At 58.5% G+C, this 23,104-nt stretch carries 15 protein-coding genes; 11 read left to right on the forward strand and 4 right to left on the reverse strand.

Going from position 1 to position 23,104, the window contains the following annotated elements:
- Positions 1 to 91 precede the first annotated feature (91 nt).
- The 3 genes from V8J82_RS01700 (at position 92) to V8J82_RS01710 (ending at position 2,994) form a co-directional block, all read left to right on the forward strand.
- Positions 92 to 589 carry a Dps family protein gene (locus V8J82_RS01700; protein WP_339971487.1) on the forward strand — a complete coding sequence of 166 codons (498 nt, stop codon included), beginning with the start codon at positions 92 to 94 and terminating at the stop codon, positions 587 to 589.
- Between the two features lie 244 nt (positions 590 to 833).
- Entirely contained in the window at positions 834 to 1,583 is a 750-nt protein-coding gene (gene otsB / locus V8J82_RS01705) for a trehalose-phosphatase (RefSeq protein ID WP_339971489.1), read from the forward strand.
- Positions 1,570 to 2,994 (forward strand): alpha,alpha-trehalose-phosphate synthase (UDP-forming), encoded by a 1,425-nt coding sequence (locus V8J82_RS01710; RefSeq protein WP_339971491.1) that lies wholly within the window; start codon positions 1,570 to 1,572, stop codon positions 2,992 to 2,994. The genes otsB and V8J82_RS01710 overlap by 14 nt, the downstream gene beginning before the upstream one ends.
- A 2-nt stretch (positions 2,995 to 2,996) precedes the next feature.
- On the opposite strand, the gene V8J82_RS01715 is transcribed toward V8J82_RS01710, so the two are convergent.
- Together V8J82_RS01715 and V8J82_RS01720 are read right to left on the reverse strand one after the other, a co-directional pair.
- The gene (locus V8J82_RS01715) at positions 2,997 to 4,442 is read right to left on the reverse strand and encodes a UdgX family uracil-DNA binding protein (RefSeq protein ID WP_339971493.1); all 1,446 of its coding nucleotides are present in this window, start codon (positions 4,440 to 4,442) and stop codon (positions 2,997 to 2,999) included.
- The gene (locus V8J82_RS01720) at positions 4,439 to 5,665 is read right to left on the reverse strand and encodes a putative DNA modification/repair radical SAM protein (protein WP_339971495.1); all 1,227 of its coding nucleotides are present in this window, start codon (positions 5,663 to 5,665) and stop codon (positions 4,439 to 4,441) included. The genes V8J82_RS01715 and V8J82_RS01720 overlap by 4 nt, the downstream gene beginning before the upstream one ends.
- 423 nt (positions 5,666 to 6,088) lie before the next feature.
- Here V8J82_RS01720 and V8J82_RS01725 point away from each other — a divergent pair, with 423 nt between their 5' ends.
- From V8J82_RS01725 to V8J82_RS01760, 8 genes are all read left to right on the forward strand, one after another.
- Positions 6,089 to 11,191, forward strand: a complete 5,103-nt coding sequence (locus V8J82_RS01725) for an adenylate/guanylate cyclase domain-containing protein (RefSeq protein WP_339971497.1) — start codon at positions 6,089 to 6,091, stop codon at positions 11,189 to 11,191.
- Positions 11,188 to 13,407, forward strand: coding sequence for a lipoxygenase family protein (locus tag V8J82_RS01730; RefSeq protein ID WP_339971499.1), 2,220 nt, complete (start codon positions 11,188 to 11,190; stop codon positions 13,405 to 13,407). The genes V8J82_RS01725 and V8J82_RS01730 overlap by 4 nt, the downstream gene beginning before the upstream one ends.
- The gene (locus V8J82_RS01735) at positions 13,404 to 14,510 is read left to right on the forward strand and encodes a catalase family protein (RefSeq protein ID WP_339971502.1); all 1,107 of its coding nucleotides are present in this window, start codon (positions 13,404 to 13,406) and stop codon (positions 14,508 to 14,510) included. Before V8J82_RS01730 ends, V8J82_RS01735 begins: the two co-directional genes overlap by 4 nt.
- Before the next feature lie 427 nt (positions 14,511 to 14,937).
- Positions 14,938 to 16,368 carry a dihydropyrimidinase gene (hydA, locus tag V8J82_RS01740; RefSeq protein ID WP_339971504.1) on the forward strand — a complete coding sequence of 477 codons (1,431 nt, stop codon included), beginning with the start codon at positions 14,938 to 14,940 and terminating at the stop codon, positions 16,366 to 16,368.
- On the forward strand, positions 16,365 to 16,754 hold the full coding sequence (locus V8J82_RS01745) for a VOC family protein (RefSeq protein ID WP_339971506.1): 390 nt from the start codon (positions 16,365 to 16,367) through the stop codon (positions 16,752 to 16,754). Before hydA ends, V8J82_RS01745 begins: the two co-directional genes overlap by 4 nt.
- A complete protein-coding gene (locus V8J82_RS01750) occupies positions 16,751 to 17,431 on the forward strand; it encodes an aspartate/glutamate racemase family protein (RefSeq protein WP_339971508.1) in 681 nt (226 codons plus the stop codon). Before V8J82_RS01745 ends, V8J82_RS01750 begins: the two co-directional genes overlap by 4 nt.
- On the forward strand, positions 17,424 to 18,341 hold the full coding sequence (locus tag V8J82_RS01755; protein ID WP_339971510.1) for a dihydrodipicolinate synthase family protein: 918 nt from the start codon (positions 17,424 to 17,426) through the stop codon (positions 18,339 to 18,341). The genes V8J82_RS01750 and V8J82_RS01755 overlap by 8 nt, the downstream gene beginning before the upstream one ends.
- A gap of 212 nt (positions 18,342 to 18,553) precedes the next feature.
- A complete protein-coding gene (locus V8J82_RS01760) occupies positions 18,554 to 18,925 on the forward strand; it encodes a VOC family protein (RefSeq protein ID WP_339971512.1) in 372 nt (123 codons plus the stop codon).
- 88 nt (positions 18,926 to 19,013) lie between these two features.
- Here V8J82_RS01760 and V8J82_RS01765 read toward each other — a convergent pair whose 3' ends face one another.
- Complete coding sequence (locus V8J82_RS01765; protein WP_339971514.1) at positions 19,014 to 21,050, reverse strand: DEAD/DEAH box helicase; 2,037 nt, start codon at positions 21,048 to 21,050, stop codon at positions 19,014 to 19,016.
- A 381-nt stretch (positions 21,051 to 21,431) separates the two neighbouring features.
- Positions 21,432 to 23,087, reverse strand: coding sequence for a sulfatase-like hydrolase/transferase (locus tag V8J82_RS01770; protein ID WP_339971516.1), 1,656 nt, complete (start codon positions 23,085 to 23,087; stop codon positions 21,432 to 21,434).
- Positions 23,088 to 23,104: the final 17 nt, after the last annotated feature.

Below are 23,104 nucleotides of genomic sequence, written 5' to 3' on the forward strand. Positions count from 1 at the left end.
TAACGCGCGAGAGGTTTGATTTGTTCCGGTCCAGTTTTCTGGAACCAAGCCGTGCCGCGCGGGTTGAACCAGTGTCAAAAGGAGTTCAACGATGAATGAGACCCTGAAAATCAAACCGCAAAGCGAAGACGTAACTACTGGCGTTCGCGATGTCGAAGGGATCGCTGATGGTCTCGCCGATATTTTGGCCGATACCTATCGCCTAATATTTAAAACGCATGCCTATCATTGGAATGTGACGGGTCCGGCTTTTTACTCGATCCACAAACTGACCGAAGAACAATATGAGAATATGTTCGAAGCCGCGGATGAGTTGGCCGAGCGTATCCGCGCATTGGGGCAACTGGCTCCGATGCGGATGAACGATATTTTGGAGCGGTCGAAAATTGTCGATCTCGATGCAACACCTTCCGCACAGAGGATGGTCGAGGACCTTGCCCAGGATCATGCGCAATTGGCCTATCGGCTACATGCCCTGATTAATTTGGTCGAAGGTCGGCAAGACCCCGTGACTGAGGATCTGGCAACAGAGCGTTCGGCGTTTCACGAACAAGCTGCATGGATGCTCCGCTCTATCGCGGCATCGTAAAGCACGGATCGCCTCGGCTTCTGGCCGGGGCACCTTGCGGAAGTTAGGGCCTACTCGCCGACACTGTCTCAAAAGCTTTGCAATTTGACCTATAGCGAAACGCAGGTAGCACACTATATGTTGTGTAGGCGACGTTGGTGCGGAACGCGGCCAAGACTAGATGAGGCGATGCAACGCTGATGCATTTTCGCCCCGCAATGGTCTGAAACCGACGGCGCGCAACCGGCAGAGGCAACACATCCCAATGGACATGCAGGTAACCAGCTCGGAAATTGCATTATTTCTCGATTTTGACGGCGTGCTGGTGGACATCGCTGCCACTCCGGATGCAGTCGAGGTCGACCCGGATCTGCCCTCCATCCTGACCGGGGCACATACCGCGTTCAAAACGCGCCTGGCGATTGTCACAGGCCGAAACGTGCATGACATCCGCGGATTTCTTCACAATATCGACGTCCCGATATATGGCAGCCATGGCGCAGAGCTTGCCATTGGCGAGACAGTTGAACGTTTGGTCGAACCGCCCAGCGATGTCGCCAATCTCACCGAGGCTTGCGCCGATTTCTGCGCGGATCACCCGACGCTCAGCTTGGAACGCAAACCCTTCGGCCCGGCGATCCACTATCGTGCAGATCCGCCGAAAAGAACGATCGTCCACGACTTCTTGGACCAACTCGCCGCCCGTACCGCATCCGATGTTGTCGTCCAGCAGGCAAAATTCGCCTATGAATTAAAACCGAAGGGCGCCACGAAACGCGCGGCGCTTGCTGATGCGATGGCGCGATTTGGGTGGTCCCCCGCGCGCCCGATCCATATCGGCGACGATGTCACCGACGAATCCGCTTTTGAAATTGCCCAATCTATGGGCGGCTTTGGCGTGAAAGTAGGCGAGGGAGAGAGTATTGCCAGATATCGGCTGCCCGCCCCTTCCGATGTGAAGGCGCATTTGCAACGGTGGAGCGACAGGGGAGATGTCGATTTTGACCAGTCCTAGCCGCCTAGTCGTTATTTCCAACCGGATCGCAGATGATCGTCCACCCGCTGGCGGCCTGGTCTTTGCGCTGCACGATTTCCTGACCAAACGTGGCGGGATTTGGGTTGGCGCCGCAGCCGACCCTCTAGATGTGCCGTCTAAAGCTCTTCGTGAATTAAAGCGTGGCGCTTATCGCCGCTTTACGTTCGATTACACTGCGGAAGATCACGCGGCGTTCTATTCAGGTTATTCGAACTCGATCCTTTGGCCGCTATGCCACCGTCGCACGGATTTGATGGAATTCGACGCCTCTTTCGCGCCGGGCTATCGGGCTGTGAATGCACGAGTAGCGCGTCAATTGCTGGATATCCTGGAACCCGATGATGTCATCTGGGTACATGATTACCACTTTCTGCCACTCGCCCAGGAGCTTCGGAAACTCCGTTGTAGAAATCGTATCGGCTTTTTTCTCCATATTCCGTTCCCGGGCGCGACTGATCTGAGCGCATTGTCAGAGGTTCAGGAATTCGCGCAATGGCTAGGTCAATACGACGTGGTCGGGCTGCAAGCGCAGCGCGATGTGCGGGAATGCCTCTCGGCCCTGCGCTCATTTGCCGATGCCGAGATCCTGTCGAACGCCAAGGTTTCGGTCGCGGGACGTGAGGTGGATGTCCGATCCTTTCCCATCGGGATCGATGTCGACGATATGCGCGACACCGCCCTTAAACACCAGGACCGCACCCCGGTCCGGCTGGAACATCAGGAAAAACTGATCATCGGGGTGGATCGGCTCGACTACTCGAAAGGGTTGGTGCACAAATTCGAAGGGTTCCGCACCTATCTTGACCAACGCGGCGAGCAAGATCCAAAGGCAACATTGTTGCAAATCGCACCTCCGAGCCGCGCGGAAGTTGTGGCCTACCAGGATATTCGGAGCCAGTTGGAAAACGTGGCGGGCGCCACCAACGGCACCCATGGCGAGTTGAACTGGACGCCGATCCGGTATCTATGCCGCGGCTTTGATCGGGAGGTTCTGGCGGGTCTTTATCGGCAAGCCGATGTGGCGCTGGTGACCCCTTTGATCGACGGCATGAACCTTGTCGCTAAAGAATTTGTTGCCTCTCAAGACCCCGATGATCCGGGCGTTCTTGTCCTGTCATCGATGACCGGCGCGGCGGAGGCGATGCAAGCAGCCCTGCAGGTAAACCCATATGACCCGTCCGATATCGCAGAAGCGTTACGGATCGCGTTGACCATGCCGCTGGCCGATCGCAAAGCCCGGCATCAGGAGTTGATCGATATTATCGAAAGCAGCGACATCGCGAAATGGTCGGAAGATTTTCTGACCGCCCTGACACAGCCATTGGCTTGGCCACAGAGGGCACATCGCGATCTTGTCCTCGATGACCTCTCGGCCTTTATGGCGAAGTAGATTTAGGCGGTCTGGCTATTGGTCGGCAATGCCGCCAAGCCCACGCGCGCCAATTCGAGATCCGCCGCAAACGCGCTTTCTTGATCTGCCCGTTGTGCCGGATCGCTCAAGCGCAAGGCGAATGACGGGTGGATCGTGAGAAACACAGGAACGCCCAGCAACCCGCGTTCGACTGTCCCGCGGCGCCGCAGCATCTCTCGACCATTCCCCGTCAATGCCTCGGCGGCTGTGGCCCCCAATGCCACGATCAGTCTCGGCTGAACCTGCCGAATCTCGAAATCCAACCACCATTTGCACGCCTGTATCTCACCCGCATTCGGGCGCTGATGAAGACGGCGTTTGCCGCGGGGCGCAAATTTGAAATGCTTGACGGCATCGGTGATGTAGATCTCGTCGCGGCTCAGACCCGCCTGCAGCGCCGCGCGATCGAACACCTTGCCCGCCGGCCCGACAAAGGGCCGACCGATCAGATCCTCTTGATCACCTGGTTGTTCACCGACCACCATCAGATCGGCATCGCGCGGCCCTTCTCCCCAGACAATTTGCGTTGCGCACTGCCCAATGGCGCAGCGGTCGCAGCGGCGCGCCTCCTCAATCGCCCGGTCCATAGTCGCCAAAGCGGGTGCAGGCCCGTCGCCATGACGCCGCCGCGCAATCGCTGCGGCGTGGGCCGGTGGCATCGATGGCGCGCGTTCGGCCATTCGCTGCACGCTGGCAGGGGCGGATTGGATCAGATCGGGGATCTGTTTCGCTTCGGGCAGGTTCTTCCAGTACTTTTGCGGCATCTCGGATTGCATCGCCTTCACCATCACCCGCGCTGGATTGAAGATCGAGGCGTAATAGGTGCACCACAGTTCTTCGGTCATGTCGTCCGACGGCGGTGACGTATCGCGCGTTTCTTCAAAACTCAGATGACCTCCACGAAAAATCGCGGTCAGATCCGGCGTCTTAATGATCCAATCCATGTCACCGAAGCGACGCGCAAAGAACGGCGTTGCCGCTTCGACGATGCGGTGGGTCGGCTCAAACCAAGCCGCAAAGGCGCGACGGCCGCCCTTGGGCGGGCCTTCGCGGAAACGAACAAAGGCATGCATCTTGTGGATATCACGGCGCACCTCCTTGGCCTGGTGCAACAGCTTGGACATGGCTCGGTCCGATCGGTCACTGAAACGCAGCTGTCCCTGCGACAAACGCCAGAGAACCACGTAGGCGCGATCAAAGCGTTCCGGGTCGGAATGGCACAAAGCCGCCTCGATGGTCTGGATGGCGGGTTTTGAAAGGCGCAGCGCAGGCGCTTTGTCCACAGGCAGCGCGGTGGTGGCAAACAGGCCCGGCGTCGCATCGAAGCGCAACGCCTCCGGCGGGATCTGAGCGGCCAAGGCCTGCCGCGCGGCGCGGCGCCATGCGGTCACCGTTCCGATCCGGGGCAGATCCACCGCATAGCTCACAACAGGCGCAATTGTTCGGCGGGCGGCGCAAAGCGCTGCCGCAACGCTGCGGCATCGGTCATGCCACGCGGAGACCAGCCTTCGGCCAGGATAAACGCCTTCGCGTTTTTCATGTTGGCACCCACAGCCTTGACATCCTCATAGCGCAGCGCCCGGTGGCGCCGCGCGGACAGGATCCGCTGAACCGATATCGCGCCCAAACCCGGCACCCGCAGCAGCATCTCGCGCGACGCCCGGTTCACATCCACCGGGAACAGACCGCGATGCTGCAGGGCCCAGGCGAGCTTCGGATCAAGATCCAAATCCAGCATCCCACCCTGCCCCAGCTCTTCCGCTTTGAAGCCATAGAACCGCAGCAGCCAATCGGCCTGATACAAGCGATGCTCCCGCAATAAAGGCGGAGATTTCAGCGGCAGGATCTCGGAGGCATCGGGGATCGGCGAAAACGCCGAGTAATAGACGCGGCTCAGCGCGTAATTCGCATAGAGGTTCGTGCTCTGCCGCAAAATAGTGGCATCATTTGCGCCATCCGCCCCGATGATCATCTGGGTGGATTGACCTGCAGGCGCGAATTTCGTCCTGGCCCGCCCGCGAAATGTCTTTTCGCGCGAGGCTTCGCGCCGAACCCGCATATCGGCCATCGCCTTGCGGATCTCGGCCAGATTCTTTTCGGGTGCAAAGGTATCGAGGCTGTCTTGCGTCGGAAGCTCCACATTGATCGACAGGCGGTCGGCCCATCTGCCCGCCTCATCCAGCAATTCAGGCGACGCGTCGGGAATGGTCTTAAGATGCACGTAGCCGCGGAAATTCTCTTTCTGCCGCAGCGTCCGCACGATCCGCACCATGTCAGCCATCGTATCGTCAGGTGATCGGATAATGCCCGACGACAGAAACAGACCCTCGATGTAGTTACGGCGATAAAACTCGACGGTCAGGTGCACCACCTCTTCCACCGTAAACCGTGCCCGTTCGATCTGACTTGAGACCCGGTTCACGCAATAGGCGCAATCATAGATGCAAAAGTTGGTCATCAGGATCTTCAGAAGACTGATGCAACGTCCATCCGGCGCATAGGAATGGCAGATCCCTGCCCCACCTGACGATCCCAACCCCGTCCCATCACGCGAATTGCGCCGCTCGCCCCCTGAAGACGCACAGGAGGCATCGTATTTCGCCGCATCAGCGAGGATCGCAAGCTTTTCGGACAGAGTCTTACGGGCCATTTGTTCACTATATGTTCCAATCAAAGCAGCGCCAAGAGATTATTCCGAAACGCCATGCACGGGACGGTTTCGCGCGACGAGGAAGGCGGCAATAGGATTAAAGCGATCAGATCAGGATCAGTAGATGACAGCGCGCACCGGAAGACCAGTGGCTCGGCCGATGCGCCAATGTTGCAGGATTGCTGACAAAGCCACACCCCCACAAAATAGGGGTATCTCTAGGGGCAGGTTGCGTGTTTGTACTCGCGAGGGGCCGACAATCATGTCAAGCTTTGTGCAAATCACCGGATCTTTGGAGGACGACCAGCACATGATCTATGTGCCGCGCCGAACAGTGCGACCGAGCTTTTCGGACAAACGACCTCAGAGGGGGCTGAGATGCGTCGGGCGGTGCGGCTGTCGGCCAGGACCAGAGCGCAGCAGATGACCGACCGCCTGATCCATGAAAGCCCGAAATCCAAGGTGTTTCGTCGCAGCGGCAACGCGGATGCGGTCCAAGCGGTCAAGGTGCTCAACTATGAGTTTCCCACCCCGGACGATATCGCGCAATTCTATAACGAATACGACATCCTGACCGAGCTGTCCCCCGAGGGCGTGCGCCATGTCCTGGACAAAACCCGGGAACATAATCGCCATGCGATGATTTTTGAGTGGGTGCCTGGAGAACCCTTGGACAAAGCCTTCAAGGACAAGCGGAACGATATCGTCGATGCCCTGCACATCGCCATTGCCGCCGCCGACGCGTTGGCGAAGGTCCATGCGCGCAACATCATCCACAAAGATGTCACCCCACAAAATCTGATCGTGGATTTGCAGGACCGACGCGTGTCGCTGATCGATTTTGGCAACGCCACCAATCTGAACCTGAAGCAACCCTATATCGGCAATCCCGACCGGATTGAGGGCACGCTGGCCTATGTCTCGCCCGAACAAACTGGCCGCATGAACCGCACGGTCGATCATCGCAGCGATCTGTATTCGCTGGGGGTGACGTTGTACGAAATGCTGACCGGAGCGCCGCCCTTTGCCGGGCTGGACGCGCTGGAACTGGTCCATGCGCATCTTGCCCAAATCCCCCGCCCTCTCACCGATCACAACCGGCAGGTGCCGCAGCCTCTCTCCGATATCGTCGCCAAGCTGCTGACAAAGAACGCCGATGCGCGCTATCAATCGGCGCATGGGTTGCACGCTGATCTGGTGCGCTGTCTGGCTGCGTTTGAGCAGCACGGATCCGCGGCGCCCGCCTTTGATTTGGGCACCGAGGACTATTCCAGCACCTTCCGCCTTCCGCAAAAGCTCTACGGGCGCGAGGCGGAGATAGACCGGATTGTCGCCGCGTTCGACACCTGCGCCAAAGGCGCCCGCAGCCTGATGCTGGTGGGTGGCTATTCCGGCACCGGCAAGACCGCCCTTGTGCATGAGGTGCACAAACCCATCACCGCCCGCGCGGGCTATTTCTGCTCAGGCAAGTTCGACCAATTGCAGCGCGCCACACCCTATTTCGCCGTGCTTGAGGCCTTCACGCAGCTTTTGGACACGCTCCTGACGGAGGATGAGGCCAAGCTCGCCCCCTTACGCCAGAAACTGCAGGCGGCTTTGGGCGATGAGGGCCGCGTGTTGACCAATCTGCTGCCCAATCTGGAACACCTGATTGGGCCGCAGCCCCAGATTCCCGATGTGGGCGGCGCCGAAGCACAGAACCGCTGTTTGTACATGTTCCGTAAATTCGTGCGCGCGTTGTGCAGTGTGGATCATCCGGCTGTGATCTTCATTGATGATCTGCAATGGGCGGATAGTGCGTCGCTGGCCCTGTTGCATGCGTTGATGACTGACCCTGAAAGCGGGCATCTGATGCTGATCTGTGCCTTTCGCGACAACGAAGTCGACCCGACCCACCCGTTCATCCGCATGATCGACGAGATCACCGAGACCGGCTTGATCCCGGACTGCATCCAGGTCGGCGCCCTGTCGCAAGACACCATCGCTCAGATTCTGTCCGACTCGCTAAACGCTGAAACGCGCGACGTGGCGCCGCTGGCCCGGTTGGTCTTTGACAAGACCCAGGGCAATACCTTTTTCGCCAGAGAATTCATGAAGTCTTTCGCAGATGAAAATCTGCTGCAATTTGATTTCGAAACGGCGCGCTGGCAATGGGATGCAGACCGCATCGCGCAAAAATCCGTCGCGGATAATGTGGTGGACCTGATCGCAGCTAAGGTGCGCAAGCTGGATCAGGATGTTCAACACCGCTTGAAGCTGGCCGCCTGCATCGGCAACCGCTTTGATTTGCAAACGCTCAGTTGGATCAGCAACGAAAGCACCGACGCATTGTCTGGCCAGCTGAAACCGGCGTTCGCCAACGGGCTCATCCTGCCGCTTGGGGGTGAGGCGTATAAATTCAGCCATGACCGCATCCAGCAGGCCGTCTATTCGCTGATCGATGCCGACGAGAAACAGCAAACCCATCTGCGGATCGGCACGCGCCTTCAGGCCCATGAAACAGAGGATCCAGACCCCGCGCGGATTTTCGATATCGCAAACCAGCTTAACCTGGCGCGGGGGCTGATCACGGATCGGGACGCGCAAGTCGCCTTGGCGCAACTGAACCTGGATGCGGGCCGCCGTGCCAAGCTGAACGCCGCCTTCCCCACGGCGCTTGACTATCTGTCAACCGGGATCGCGTTGATGGGACCGGGCGATGAACCATGGAGCGAGAACTACACCCTTACCCTCGCGCTTTACACCGAAGCGACCGAAGCGGCCTATCTCAGCGGCGATTTTGACCAGATGGATGGATGGTTCCGCGAAATCCTGACCCGCTCGCGCGATATTCTGGAGCAGGTCAAACCCTATGAGATCCGAATTCTCGCCTATAAAGCGCAAAACAAGTTCTACGATGCGATCGAAACCGGGCTGGAACTGCTGGAAAGCCTTGGCGAAACCTTCCCCAAACACCCCAATTTCGCACATGTGGGCCGCGACCTGATCGCGACGCATCTCGCCCTGCGCGGGCGGTCCAATGACGATTTGATGGCGCTACCGCTGATGATCGATCCGCGCAAAAGTGCTGCGATGCGGATCATCGCGGACATCATGTCATCGGTCTATTGGGGGCGGCCAAATCTGGTCCCGCTGCTGGTGTTTCGCATGGTCCGCCTGTCGCTGGCGCATGGCAATCACCCGGTCTCTTGCTTTGCCTATGGCGCTTACGGCGTGCTGATGTGCGGTGTGTTGGGGGCGATGCGCACTGGCGATCGCTATGGGCAATTGGCGCTCGACCTGTTGGACAAGCTCAATGCCAAGGAATGGAAGGCGCAGATTTACGTGACGCCTTACGCGCTGATCTTCCACTGGAACCGGCATGTGCGTGAGACCTTGCGACCGCTGCAACAATCCTTCCAGATCGGGATGGAAACCGGGCTGATCGAATTTGCCTGTGTGAACACCAATATCTACTGCATTCAAGCGTATCTCTGCGGGCGCCCTCTGACCCGCATTGCCGATGAAACCAAAGCCTACAGCCAGCTCTACCTGCAGTTCAAACAGGAGACCAACTACAACTACAATCAGGTCTTCCTCCAGGCGATGCAGAACTTCATCGGGCAATCCAAGGATCCCGTGCGGCTGGTCGGTGATGCTTATGACGAAGACCGGATGCTGGCCCAGAATCTGGAGCGCAGCGACAAGACCGGAACGTTCTTTATCCATTTCAACAAGTTGATGTTGAATACCTATTTTCGGCGCTTTTCCGATGCGGCTGAACACGCCGCGGCCTCGCGGAAGCTGCTCGATGCGGTCTTGGCAAAGTTCGAAGTCCCCAACCATCATTTTTACGAAGCGCTTTGCCTGATCGGCCTGGCCGAAACCAAGTCAGGTCGGGCAAGGATCACACATCTGGCGCGGGCGCGGCGCGACATCGCCAAGCTCAAACGCTGGTCCCGTTTTGCACCCGAAAACTATCGCCACAAATACGATTTGTGCATCGCGGAACTGGCCCGCATTCGGGGCAACGGCAATGTGGCGCGCCTGGCCTATGATCGCGCCATCGCCGGGGCGTCGGAGAACGATTATTTGCACGAACAGGCCTTGGCGTATGAATTGGCAGGCCGATTTTATGCCGATACCGGCCGCGCCGTGCTGGCGGAGTTTCACCTGAAGGCTGCCTATACCACCTATCGCGAATGGGGCGCTGGCGCCAAACTGCGCGACTTGGCCGATGCATTTCCGAAATATCTGTCAGGATCTGGCGGTGATACCGCTACGGGTGCGGAAGAGCGGGCCTCTACCGCCCTGATTGATGGCTCAGCGCTTGACATCACGACCGTGCTCAAAGCCTCCACCACGATCTCCTCCGAGGTCAAGCCAACCGCCTTGCTGACGGTTTTGATGCGGCTGGTTCTGGAAAACGCCGGTGCACAGCGCGGTTTCCTGTTGCTCGCGCAGGATGGAGAGGATGCGCTGCGCGTGCAGGCCCGTGGCGATGATGGCGGCGCCGTACTGGATGTGATGCAAGGGACGCTTCTGGAGGAGCACACCGATCTGTCAGTGCCCATCGCGCAATATGTGCACCGGACGGGCGAGCCGGTGGTGATCGCAGATGCCACCAGCGATGCACGCCTGCGCGGGCAGCGTTACCTGTCCCAGCATCAACCCAAATCGATCCTGTGCATTCCAATCGTCAATCAGGGCAAGCGCGTGGGTGTGCTCTATCTGGAAAACAACCTCACCACCGGGGCGTTCACCCGCGACCGGGTCGATCTGTTGACGCTGCTGTCGGGACAGATCGCAGTCTCAATCGACAACGCGCGGCTCTATGCGCAATTGGAACAAAAGGTCAGCGAACGCACCGCACAATTGGCCCAGGAAAAGCAGAAAACCGATGATCTGCTGCTTAATATTCTACCTGCCGAAACCGCGAAGGAGTTGAAATCCAAAGGCCATGCGGACGCGCGATACTACGAACGTGTCACGGTGCTGTTCACGGACTTCGAAGGCTTTACAAAGCTGTCCTCAGAACTGTCCCCCGATGATCTGGTCCGCGAGATCGATGCCTGTTTCAAGACCTTTGATCTGATCTGCGAGAAACACCGGATCGAAAAGATCAAAACCATTGGCGATGCGTTCATGGCCGTCGGTGGATTGCCGGTGCCCAATTCGACCCATGCCGAAAATGTGCTGAACGCCGCGCTGGAAATCCGCGATGTCATGGTCGCGCGCAATGCAGCGGGCGAAGGCTATGGTATGGGATTGCGCATCGGGGTGCATACTGGCCCGGTCGTCGCCGGCATTGTCGGGTTAAAGAAGTTTCAATACGATCTCTGGGGAGATACCGTAAATACGGCTGCGCGCATCGAAACCGCCGGAGAAGTGGGTCGCATCAATGTCTCGCAAACAACATACGATTTGGTACGCGACAGATTTGCGTTCACATTTCGAGGGGAACTGGCCGCGAAGGGGAAAGGCAAAATGCCGATGTATTTTGCGGATCACCTCAGGGATCGAATGCCAGTGGGGAGAGAGGGATGAATGTCGAAAACACGCTGGCCGAGGCGGAACTGACGCCGGGCGCCACTTCGGTGGACGACGCTACGATCCGGGAAATTGTCGAGAAGGCAAAACGGGAAACCCGCATCGAATACAAAGACCGGGGCAGCTTTTTCACGCCCCGTATGCGATCGATCAACCACCTCGAAGTCGGTCGCTCCAAGATCATCACAAACCCGATCACTATTGCGCTGGAATGGGCGTTTGAACAATGGATCGCGGTCAAGCGCCGGATCAAACAGGTGCTGGCCGATCTGTTCCCGCGCCGCGACAAGATCTGGTGTGATCGTGTGGACAGTCATCTGGTCGGTCGCACCATCTTTGGCGGTGACCGGGGCCAAGGCGCCCCCATCCATCATCTACATCTGGAATTTTGGGGCCGGACTTGGTTGGGAAGCTGGCGCAAGCTGGGTCAAACCCGCACCGATAAAGACGGCCAGTTCCGCCTCCCCTTCGACCTGCGTCAGGCCCGGGCGTTTTCAATGCGCAAAACCTATTTCGAAGTGCACACCACCACGCGGGTCTATTTCAAGCAGGACGACCCGCAGTTCCACTTCGATCTGTGGAAGCGCATCCCGATCAAGCCATCAGATCTGATTGGCATGGATTACAACCTGCGCACGCTTCGGCTGGATTTCTGGCGCTACCGCGAAAACGGCTACACCCCGCGCGCCCACGTCGACACCACCACCAACGCGCCCGAGCATTATAGCGAGGGGCGTGTCGATGCGCTTATCTCGCAGGTCATTCCGATCGAGCTGACCAAAATCAAGCATCTCGACCAGATCGAGATGGATCCCGGCACGCTGACCATTCCCCAGATCCAGAAGGACTACCCCGTCAACCTGACCACCTGCATTGAGAAGTATCTGCCCGGCTATACGCGCGGAGATGATTGGTTCGGTGAGCGGATGATGAACGGGATGAACCGTGGCTATTTCCAGCCCGACAAAACCCGTAAGGGCCGGTACTGGGTCCGCTATTTCGGCAAATGTTGGTACGAGCATAACGAAATCTACGCCCTGCCCGATGTCGATATCTGCTTCAAGCTTAAGAAAAACGGGCTTCCGGAGCCGGTGGAAATCCACCTTACCGGCAAGCTGTCCGCCTATGACACCGATCCGTGGCAGACCCGCAAATACACCCCGAAGGACGAACCGAATTGGACCTATGCCAAACGCGTCGCGCGGGTGAGTGGGGCTTTCAACACCGAGGTCGAAGAACACTTTGCCGGTACACATCTGAACGCCGAACAATTCGCCGTGCCCTGCTATCGCAACCTCACGTTGAACCCGGTGGCGGCTTTGCTGATGCCGCACCTGAAAGAGGTCTCACTGATCAACCACACCGCCGACAAGACATTAATCGGCGGCTATATCCAATCGGCCAGCGCGCTGAGTGAAAATGGGCTCAAGCAACGTACCCGAGACATCATGGGCGTGCAGGATTGGAAGGGTTGGCGACCGATGGAACCCATCAGCCCCGCCCATAGCTGCGCCAAGGCCGAAGGGATGTTCTGGGATGTGGTCTGCACCTATGTCGACGAGTTCTTTGCGCTGCGCGAAGCGGAGATCAAAGAGCATTGGTATGAAATCTACCGTTTCTCAGAGGATTTGGTGAACAACGCCGTGCCCGTGGCGTTCACCGCGCCGGGCGATGCGCCGCCTGAAGGGGACAAGTGGCACGATCTGGCAGAGCGCCGCTTTGACTATTATTGCGGCCAGTATTGCTTTGATCCCACGTTGGACCGCCCAGTCGTCGATGGGCAAACCCGTGCAATCTCACGCATTACATCCGCGCAAAGCTTCGATCAGGCTGGGCCGGAGGATTGGCAAAACCTCAAAGACGCCTGCAAATACGCGATCATGGTGGCGACCTATCTGCACACCTGGATCAACGAACATCAATATGACGATCTGGGTGAGGTGCTCTATTCCTGCGGTGGTCTACGCTACGGCGAGAAGCCCCGTGGCATCATGGCCCCGGAAGACGATTACGACATCGCGCCCGACCTGGTGCGGTCCACACAAATGCTGTGGTTCACAAACCTGCTGTCGCGCACCGAATACGGCTTCATCACCGTGAACGAAGAGAATGACGTGAACCCGCATTTTGCCCGTCTGCTGGAAGAAAGGCGCGAGGCGTTCGCAGCCCTTGGGGTCGACGTAGACTCCATTGAATCGAGGACCAACATATGAGCGCCAAAGCCCACCATTCGCTCGGCCATATGATCGCGTTCTGGACCCGGCGCATCTTCGATAAGGCGGTGCTTTGGATCTATTGTAAGGTGTTCGCCCTTCTGCTGGCCATGTTTCTGTGCCTGCCGGGCCGCAAACGCATGAGCCACGATAACGGCATCGCCGGTACTGGCACGTTGCGCATAGTAGACAACCCAAGTTTCCCTGCGCATGACTTCTTTGCGCCGGGCCGAGAGTTTCCCGTCCGCATCCGGCACGCCTCCGCCACATTCCTGGATGATGCGATGAATTGCATCCGGTCGATGTCGATCAAATTCTCACATGACCGGTTCAAAAGCCCTTTCGATATCGAGATGAATACCGGTCAGACCAGCCTGTTTTGGTCGGCCGTCAGTTTTCTGAAATTCGCCAAGCTGCGCAGACAGAAATACGGGGTGGAGTATCGCGACTTTAACCGCCGATATCCCGACGGGTTAAAAGGAAGCATGGAGGCTGGGCGCCGCCATGCCAGTTCGTTTGAGAACCTGCGCTACAATTGCAAAACCCCGTTTCTTTACAATGGGAGCGACGGGCTTAGACGTTACGCGAAATACCGTGTCATCCCCGCAGATGGCGCGCCGGAAACCGGCATTGATCCCGATCCCAGCGAATGGGACCAGTGCAATCAGCGCATCCTGCCCCATGAGACACGGGGGCGAAATTACCTCAAACACGAATACGAAGATCGCGTGGCCCGCCGAGGCGCCCATTATAAACTGCAGATCCAGACCCATCCGGCCTCGGACGGCGAAGATCCCGAAGTGTTCAACAACATGGTTCTCTGGGATGAGGTCGCGCATCCCTGGCATGATCTGGCAGAGATCACGATCACCGAAACGCTGGATTGGCGCGAAAGCACTATGACGACATTTTCAGTCAACAACATGCCGAAATCGCTGGGGGTCATCCCGGCGCAGTCGATTTTTGACTACAATTCCGTCAATTACATGCGCGCCCATTCCGAAATCGCCCGCAAGGCGCGGCTGCTGTCTTACAAGCTTTTCGGAATGGTCCCGCCCATCCCAGACAACGACAATCGCAACGTCGAAGATTGGGGTGTTTGAGGGGAAGCATCCTCGGAAAGCAAATGCAGGTAGGTCTCGCGTTGCCTCAGTTCGGCAATCAAAAGCTGCCGACCTAGCGATGGCTGCGCCACAAGACTTGAGACAAGCTTCGATACTTCAAGTCGCTCTGGCAATGCGGTGACGTTGATCACGCCGCCCTAGGCACCGAAGAACCCTGCTGATCATTGAACAGTCCGGCCAGCTTGTACCCGCCGGATGTTAGGCAGGATAGTCTTCATGGACCAGGGCGAGATCGTTGAGGCTGGCGCGCCCGATGCGTTCTTTGCCGACCTGAAATATGACCGCACGCAACCATTCTTGGCGCTTATTCTGTAGCACCGTGTTCAAGAGACCGCGCGTTTCATCACTTTTCAGAACAGGTATTTGACGCCATGCTGTGGATCTCAAGTATTGAAAGTGGGAATGGATGGCGCCGAGCGTAGAGCTGGTTCTGCAAGGCGGTCAGGTCGTGACGCCGCAGGGTATTGTGGAAGGGGACGTCGCCATTGGCGGCGGTAAGATCGTCTCCGTTGGCCAATCTGTTCCAGATGCCGCGAAATACATTTTGGCCAAGGGCAAATGGGTCATGCCCGGGGGTGTCGACCCCCATGCCCATATCGAACAGATGTCCGGCATGGGCCAGTGGAACGCGGACACATTTGAAACAGCGACGAAATCCGCAGCGATGGGAGGTACGACCAGCGTGATCTCCTTCGCGGCGCAAGGCAGTGGACAGACGCTGACCGAGACGGTGGCCGACTACACCGCCCGGGCGACACGCGGCGCGATGATCGACTACGCATTTCACATGACGCTGACCGATCCGGCGGTAGAGCGGTTCGATGAGGACCTGTCCGAATTGATTGGCGCGGGTCACCGGTCGCTAAAAGTGTTCACGACCTACAATATCCGCCTAGACGATGCCGCCTTGCTGCGGATCTTTAGTCTGGCGCGGGCCAGCGGTGCGCTGGTCTGTGTACATGCGGAAAACGACGCCATTATCGCACAGGCCAAAGGCGCGTTGATCGCGGCAGGGCGTGTCACCCCGCGCGATCATGTGCGATCGCGGCCTCGGATGGCGGAAATCGAGGCCGTCGAACGGATCTGCCGCTTTGCCGAATACCTCGATCAGCCGGTGATGCTGTTTCACATATCAACCCGCGAAGGCGCCGCCGCCATCCGAGCCGCCAAATCGCGCGGCGCACCGGTCTGGGCCGAGACGTGTCCGCATTACCTTTTCATGACCGAAGACGTGCTCGACAAACCGGGACTTGAGGGCGCGAAATGGATGTGCTCTCCACCGCAGCGCATGCCATCGGATCAAGAGGCGCTATGGGCGGCCTTGCTGGACGGAACACTCAATCTGGTCTCCTCCGATCACGCGCCCTATCGCTTTGACCAAACGGGCAAACTGGCGGCGGGGCCTACGGCGGGCTTTCACGAAATCGCCAATGGGCTTCCGGGTTTGGAGACCCGGCTGCCGCTTCTGTTCGATGCGATGGTGTCCCAAGGACGCGGCGGGGCGGAAGCCTTCGCGCGGCTTACGTCCCAAGCGCCAGCCGCGCTTTACGGCTTGCAAAGCAAGGGTATGATTGCCGAAGGCATGGACGCGGATATCGTGGTTTGGGACCCGCACAAGCACGTCACCTATGGCGGCGACGATCTGCATGACAATGTGGGCTACAATCCGTGGCAAGGGCATGAAGTGACCGGTTGGCCGGAAATCGTCCTGCTGCGCGGCCAGATATTGGTGCAGGACGGTGCGTTTTTCGGCATACCCGGCGGCGGACGATGGATAGATCGCCCGGTTCTGGCCACTCCACCGACTCAACCCGATGCGCAGATGGAGATGACATGACCCGACCCGAAGCGGCCAATCAGCTGGCGATCACGTTCTTCTACTACCGCGATCTGCCCGCTGCGATGCGCTTTTACGAAGATGTGTTGGGGCTGTCGCTCGCCATCGATCAGGGCTGGTGCAAGATCTACGCCATATGCCCGGGCGCCCATGTGGGCCTGGTGGATGAGACCAAGGGCATGAACAAATGGGCGGCAGTCAAGCCGGTGCAATTGTGCATACGCGTACCCGATGTGGATGCCTGGTATGCTTACGCAAAGGCCGAAGATCTCGACAACCTGTCTGACCTGTTCGTGAATGACGAGATCGGTATCCGAGCCTTTGTCTTCAACGATCCCGAGGGCTACCAGATCGAAATCCAATCCGCGACGCGGCCCGGCGCGTGAGTTCGCTGATCGTCATAAATCCCAACTCGTCGCAGGCGGTCACCGATGGCATCGATGCGGCGATGGAGCCGTTGCGCCGGTTAGGTACGCCGATCCGCTGCCTGACCCTGGCCGAAGGTCCTCCAGGCATCGAAAGTCAGCGACAAGCGGATCTGACCATCGCCCCGATGCTGGCCCTTGCCGCGGCTCAGGGGGATGCGGCGGGCTATGTCATTGCCTGTTTCAGCGATCCGGGCCTGCACGCCCTGCGCGACCAGACCACCCTGCCCGTCCTCGGCATTCAAGAGGCCTCGGTGATGACGGCTTTGACCCTAGGCCAAAGGTTCGGCGTGATCGCGATCCTGCCCGCCTCGATCCCGCGACATTTGCGGGCTTTCGGCGCCATGGGCGTGCTGGACCGTTTGGCGGGCGACCGCGCCCTCGGCTTGGGCGTCGCCGACCTGGAAGATGCCGACAAAAGCCTTGCCGCGATGATCGCGACAGGCAAACGGCTGCGTGATGAGGACGGCGCCGATGTTCTGATCATGGGATGCGCCGGGATGGCCCGCTACCGTGCGCCCCTGGAAAACGCGACCGGCCTTCCTGTTATCGAGCCCAGCCAGGCCGCTGCATCCATGGCGCTGAGCCATATCCATCTTTCCCTGTCCCACAGAAAGCAGACCGCCCCCCATGCTTGATGAAACCGCCAAAGGCGTCTTTACCATCGCCGTCACCCCGTTCCTGCCCGATGGCGCATTGGATTTCGACAGTATCGACCCGATGGTTGATGCCTATATCGAGAAAGGCGCATCGGGCCTGACGATCTTGGGCATGATGGGCGAAGCCGGCAAATTGTCTGCGGCGGAATCCGCCGCTGTGGTGGATCGCGTGATCAGGCGCAGTTCGGTACCGGTCATCGTCGGTGTGTCCGCGCCGGGTTTTGCCGCGATGACCGCGCTCAGCGATGTGGCGATGGGCGCAGGTGCGGCGGGCGTTATGGTCGCACCGCCCAAGGGAGTGCAGACCGATGCGCAGATTTTGGGCTACTTCCGCAATGCAGCCGAGGCGCTGGCCGACATACCCTTCGTCTTGCAAGATTTTCCCCTGGTGACCGGGGTGCAGATCTCACCCTCCGTCATTCTTCAGATTGTCGAAGATTGCCCGACCTGCGTGATGCTGAAACACGAAGATTGGCCCGGTCTGGAAAAGATCTCAGCCTTGCGCGCGGCCTCGGATGCGGGCGCGCGACGCATTTCGATTCTGTGCGGAAATGGCGGATTGTACCTGCTAGAAGAAATGCTGCGCGGCGCGGATGGCGCCATGACAGGGTTTGGTTACCCGGAAATGATGCGACGGGTCGTCGATGCAGTCGCGGAGGGTGATGTCGACCGCGCGCGTGATATCTTCGACGCCTATATGCCGATGATCCGGTATGAGGCCCAACCAGGTATGGGACTGGCGATCCGCAAGTATTCCCTCGCCAAGCAAGGCATCATCGCCCATCCGACGCTGCGCAAGCCCGGCCCGGGTCTGACACAAGCCACAATGGCTGAAATCCATGCGCTGGCGGCACGGCAGGAAAGTCGGTTGCGTGACTTGGGGCTCTAAACACGAGATACGGAGTGCAACGGCGCGTGATCTAGAAAGCTCGACATGCGGCAGTCACCATTCGTTGTCGGCGTCTTACGCAGGCACCAATTTGCATGCGGGCTGCCGTGCAAGAGTGAAGCCAGCGTACAAACACGATACAATGACATCGTGCCTGAACGCGTCGAGCGAGATACGATGGCATGATCTGATAAAATGGGGACAAATGACAAATGCGGAACCCGGTCTACCATTTTGAGATACCGGTGAACGATTTGGATCGTGCCGTCATCTTCTACGAACGCGTTTTCGGCTTCACTTTTGAGCGCCAGGTCGTTGACGGGTATGAGATGGCATTTTTTCCACGCGCAGACGATAAACCAGGCGCCAGTGGTGCCCTCGCGAAGGGCGACGCCTACAAGCCATCGCAGACGGGATGTGTGCTCTATTTCGACGTGGAAGACATTGATGAGGTACTTCTGAGGTCGAAGAATGAGGGCGCCACACTGCTATACCCCAAGAAGGATATCGGAGAGGGCGGCTTCGTCGCTGAGATAGAAGACAGCGAAGGCAACCGGATCGCGCTGAACGCAATGAATTCATGATCTACGCAACCAAGCGGAAATCGGAATTTAAGGCGCCAACCTAGTGCGCAAGTGCGATTTCTCTCAGCCGAGCGCCTCACCCTGCAGCTTATCGGCGCTTCGGCACCGCATTTCCACCTTTGCCAGCTTTCTTGGCCGCGGCGCGCGCGCGATTTTTCTTGCTGCTGGGCTTGCCTTTGGGCGGTGGAGGGCCTTTTCCGGACCCGCCGCGCTTTGTGTGCGCCTCATCTTGAGCCGTCTTCTGACCCGAGGTCTTGACCTGACCGGTCTTCGACCTTGCCTTTGATGTGGCTTGGGGGTCCTCCCCTCCACGTTTTCGGTTGGCGAGGGGCGCATGAACCGCTGGATCCGGCGCTTCAGCCGCGGGCTTGCGCGCGCGCGGCTTTGCCGGTTTGCGATTTTCGGGCTTTGGTTTGCGGCGGCGCGGCTCCGGCGCATCGTTCCAATCGATGGGCGCATTGTTGGTTTTTCGGGTACCCGACTTCGCCTTTGGAGGGCGATCGAGCTTGCCGCGTTTGAAATCGGGTAAATCGGGAGCCTTCTCCAAACGGGTAATATCTTTGTTGCCCTCGATCTTCATATTCGGGCCAATGGCCGCCAGAAACCCCGCCACGCTGGTTTCTCGGATTTCGATATAGGACAGGTCATCTGCTATCCGGATGGCACCGATATCGTCTTTGGTGATGTCGCCGGCCTTGCACAACATCGGCAGCAAGTGACGCGGAGAGGCCGCTTGGTTGCGCCCCTCGGACAGCGAAAACCAAACGCTGGGGCCGAACGCGGCACGTTGTTTAGGTTTTTCGAGCTGAACCAAGCTCAAGTCTTCGGGCGCGGAATGGCGCATCTTGTATTGACGCAGATAGGCGGCGGCGATTTGCTCTGCCGTGAAGGTGGTAACCAGTTGATCCACCGATGCGCGCTCGCTTTCAGTGATCTCCGCCTGCCACTCATCGGCCTCCAACATGCGCACCTGATCGCGCGCATCGACATCGGCCGCTGAGGGCGCAGCCCCCCAATCGGCGGCCAGCTTCGCAAATTTCAAGATGCGCTCGGCTTTCTTGCGAGACGACGGCACCACGACCAAGGCGCTGACGCCCTTGCGCCCTGCCCGGCCCGTGCGCCCTGACCGATGCAGCAGCGTATCGTGGCTGCCAGGCAATTCGGCGTGAACCACCAGGTCAAGCTTCGGCAAATCGATCCCGCGCGCGGCCACATCCGTGGCCACGCAGACCCGTGCGCGCCCATCCCGCATGGCTTGCAACGCGTTGGAGCGTTCGCTCTGGGTCAGTTCCCCCGACAAGGCCACAACGGAAAAGCCGCGGTTGGACAGGCGCGTTGTCAACCGCGCCACCATGGCCCGCGTGTTGCAGAACACAATCGCGTTCGGGGCTTCGTAGTAGCGCAGCACATTGATCACCGCGTTTTCACTGTCGCGCGCCGCCACCATCATGGCGCGATATTGAATATCGGCATGTTGTTTCTGTTCAGCAATTGTCGAAATTCGCTCGGCATCTCGTTGATAGCTTTGCGCAAGTTTCGCAATCGCGTTTGGAACGGTGGCCGAAAACAGCAGCGTCTGACGTGTCCGCGGCGTTTCATCGAGAATGAATTCAAGATCCTCCCGAAAGCCGAGATCCAGCATCTCATCGGCCTCGTCCAACACCACCGCGCGAACCGCGCCCAGATCAATCGAGCCACGCATGATATGGTCCCGCAAACGACCCGGCGTGGCGACCACGATATGGGCCCCGCGCGCCAATGCGCGCCGTTCATCCCGCATATCCATGCCGCCGACACAAGATGCCAACGCAGCGCCCGCATCGGCATAAAGCCACGCCAGTTCCCGTTTGACCTGCATCGCCAATTCGCGGGTCGGGGCGATGACCAAGGCCAGAGGAGCGCCCGCCTGTCCGAACATGTCATCCTCGGCCAGCAAGCTCGGCGCAATCGCCAAACCAAACGCGATGGTCTTTCCCGATCCGGTCTGCGCCGACACCAGAAGGTCCCGCCCGTTCAATTCGGGTTTGGTTACGGCCTGCTGAACAGGCGTTAACTGCGCATAACCCTTCCGGGCCAGAGCGTCTGCAATCGTCTTTTTCAAGGTCCAGGTTCTTTTCTTGGGCATCGGATATGGGCCCCGCGAAACTGCACATGCGCGCAATCCAACCGGAAGTCACGCGCAATACCGGGTGCGGCACGGTTTGTATAGGCGTTGCCGATCTATGGGCTCGAGGTACAGATTGGCCACCGGTTACGCGGGGTTTTAGCCACCTGGCGCGTATTCGTTCCAGAACAACACATAAGTCTCCAGACCAGGATGCTCTTCGTTGGCGATCAGCTGAGATAGTTCACTGAAGTAAGGCAACTATGCCTATGGCGGACCATCTCTCGCGATGCCAGTTGGGGCTATTTCGCGTGGTTAGTGCATAGCGGACAGCCTTCGTTGGATATCCAAGCGATATTTGGGGGCGCGACGGTGTTTCCAACGCGCCCCAATCCGAAAGAGTCAAGCCTCAGGCAATTTCGGCGCTTTGCCGATATAGTGTTGGATCATCTTCTCGGGAACTTCGCTGCCGTCATACATGAACGGCAAGACGCCCCTGAACCCGGCCTTGCCGCGCATCTTCTCGATCTGGTCATCGGATTTTGTGACCCGTTGCGACATCCGTCGCCCCCATTGCGCGAGATATCCGTAGAGCCTGTCGAGCACGTCTTGGTGGGCATCGTTTTTGGCCAGATCGATAAACTCGTCGGGATCATTCTCCAGGTCGAACAACATCGGGCGAAAACCGCCTTCGGCATGCATCATCTTCCAGCGGCCATCAAAGACCATGAACAGGCGGCAATCGCGCGGCTCCAGACTGTATTCCTTGGCCAAAGCACCGCCCACAGGGCTTGCCGAATAGTCGAATTCGCTGATCACGAAGTCACGCCAATCCGGGCACTCGCCGTGGAGCCAGGGCGCCAATGAGCGCCCCTCGATGATATGCCGGGGTACTTCGCCATCGGCCGCTTCGACAAAAGTGGCCGCCAGATCCAAGCTTTCGACCAGCGCATCGCATGTTGTCCCCCGGGTCGCGTTGGCGGCGTCGCGCGGATCGTAGATGATCATCGGCACCTTGGCGGATTGGTCGTGGAACAGCGATTTCTCCCCCATCCAATGATCGCCCAGATAGTCACCATGGTCCGAGGTCAGCACAATCATCGTGTCATTGATCTCACCGGTGTCTTCGAGATGATCGAGGATACGGCCCAGATGATCGTCGCATTGCTTGATCAGGCCCATATAGGCCGGGATAACCTTTTGGCGGACCTTTTCGCACCGGAATGCGGTGCCGACCTGGTTGTCCATATACCCCTTGAACACCGGATGGGTATCTTCCAGCTCGACATCGTGGCGGCGGGGCTCCGGCACATGTTCAGAACCAAACATATCGTGGTAGGGCGCCGCGACGATATAGGGCCAGTGCGGCTTGATATAACTGACATGGGCGCACCACCGGCCCTTTGCCTGTTTCAGGAAATCGATCGTGCGGCTGGTCAGCCACGCGGTCTCGGAATCCTCCTCGTGAATATGGGCTGGTCTGTCGGCATTTTCGTAAAACCAGCCCGAGGCGATCTGATCGCCATCCTTCACACCTGCATTGGCATGATCCGCCCAGGGGTTGTCGCTGTCAATGTAGCCTTTCGCCTTGAGGTATTCGTTATAGGGTGAGCGGCTTTCATCGTAATATCCGGCAATGCCTTGCGCCCAGAGACCGTCATCGCGGATGAAGATATCGAACCCGCATTCGGCCTGGCGGGCGCCAATCACGCTGTCCGCATCAAGGCCCAGACGCGCCATCCCGTCGGCATCAGCATGCATATGCGTCTTGCCAATCAGCCAGCAATCCATGCCAAGTTTCCGCAGGTGATCGCCCAGCGTCAGTTCACCGACCCGCAGGGGAAAGTTGTTCCATTGCGCGCCGTGGCTCGAAGGGTAGCGACCGGTGTAGTACGACATCCGGCTGGACCCACAGATCGGCGATTGCACATAGGCATTGGTGAACCGCACGCCCATCTTCGCGACACGGTCAAAGTTGGGGGTCTGCAAATGCGGATGGCCTGCACAGCTCAGGTAATCAAAGCGAAGCTGATCGTACATTATGAAAAGAATATTCATGGCGTTGTGTCCTGTGA

The organism is Gymnodinialimonas mytili (assembly GCF_037544085.1).
Lineage (GTDB): Bacteria > Pseudomonadota > Alphaproteobacteria > Rhodobacterales > Rhodobacteraceae > Gymnodinialimonas > Gymnodinialimonas mytili.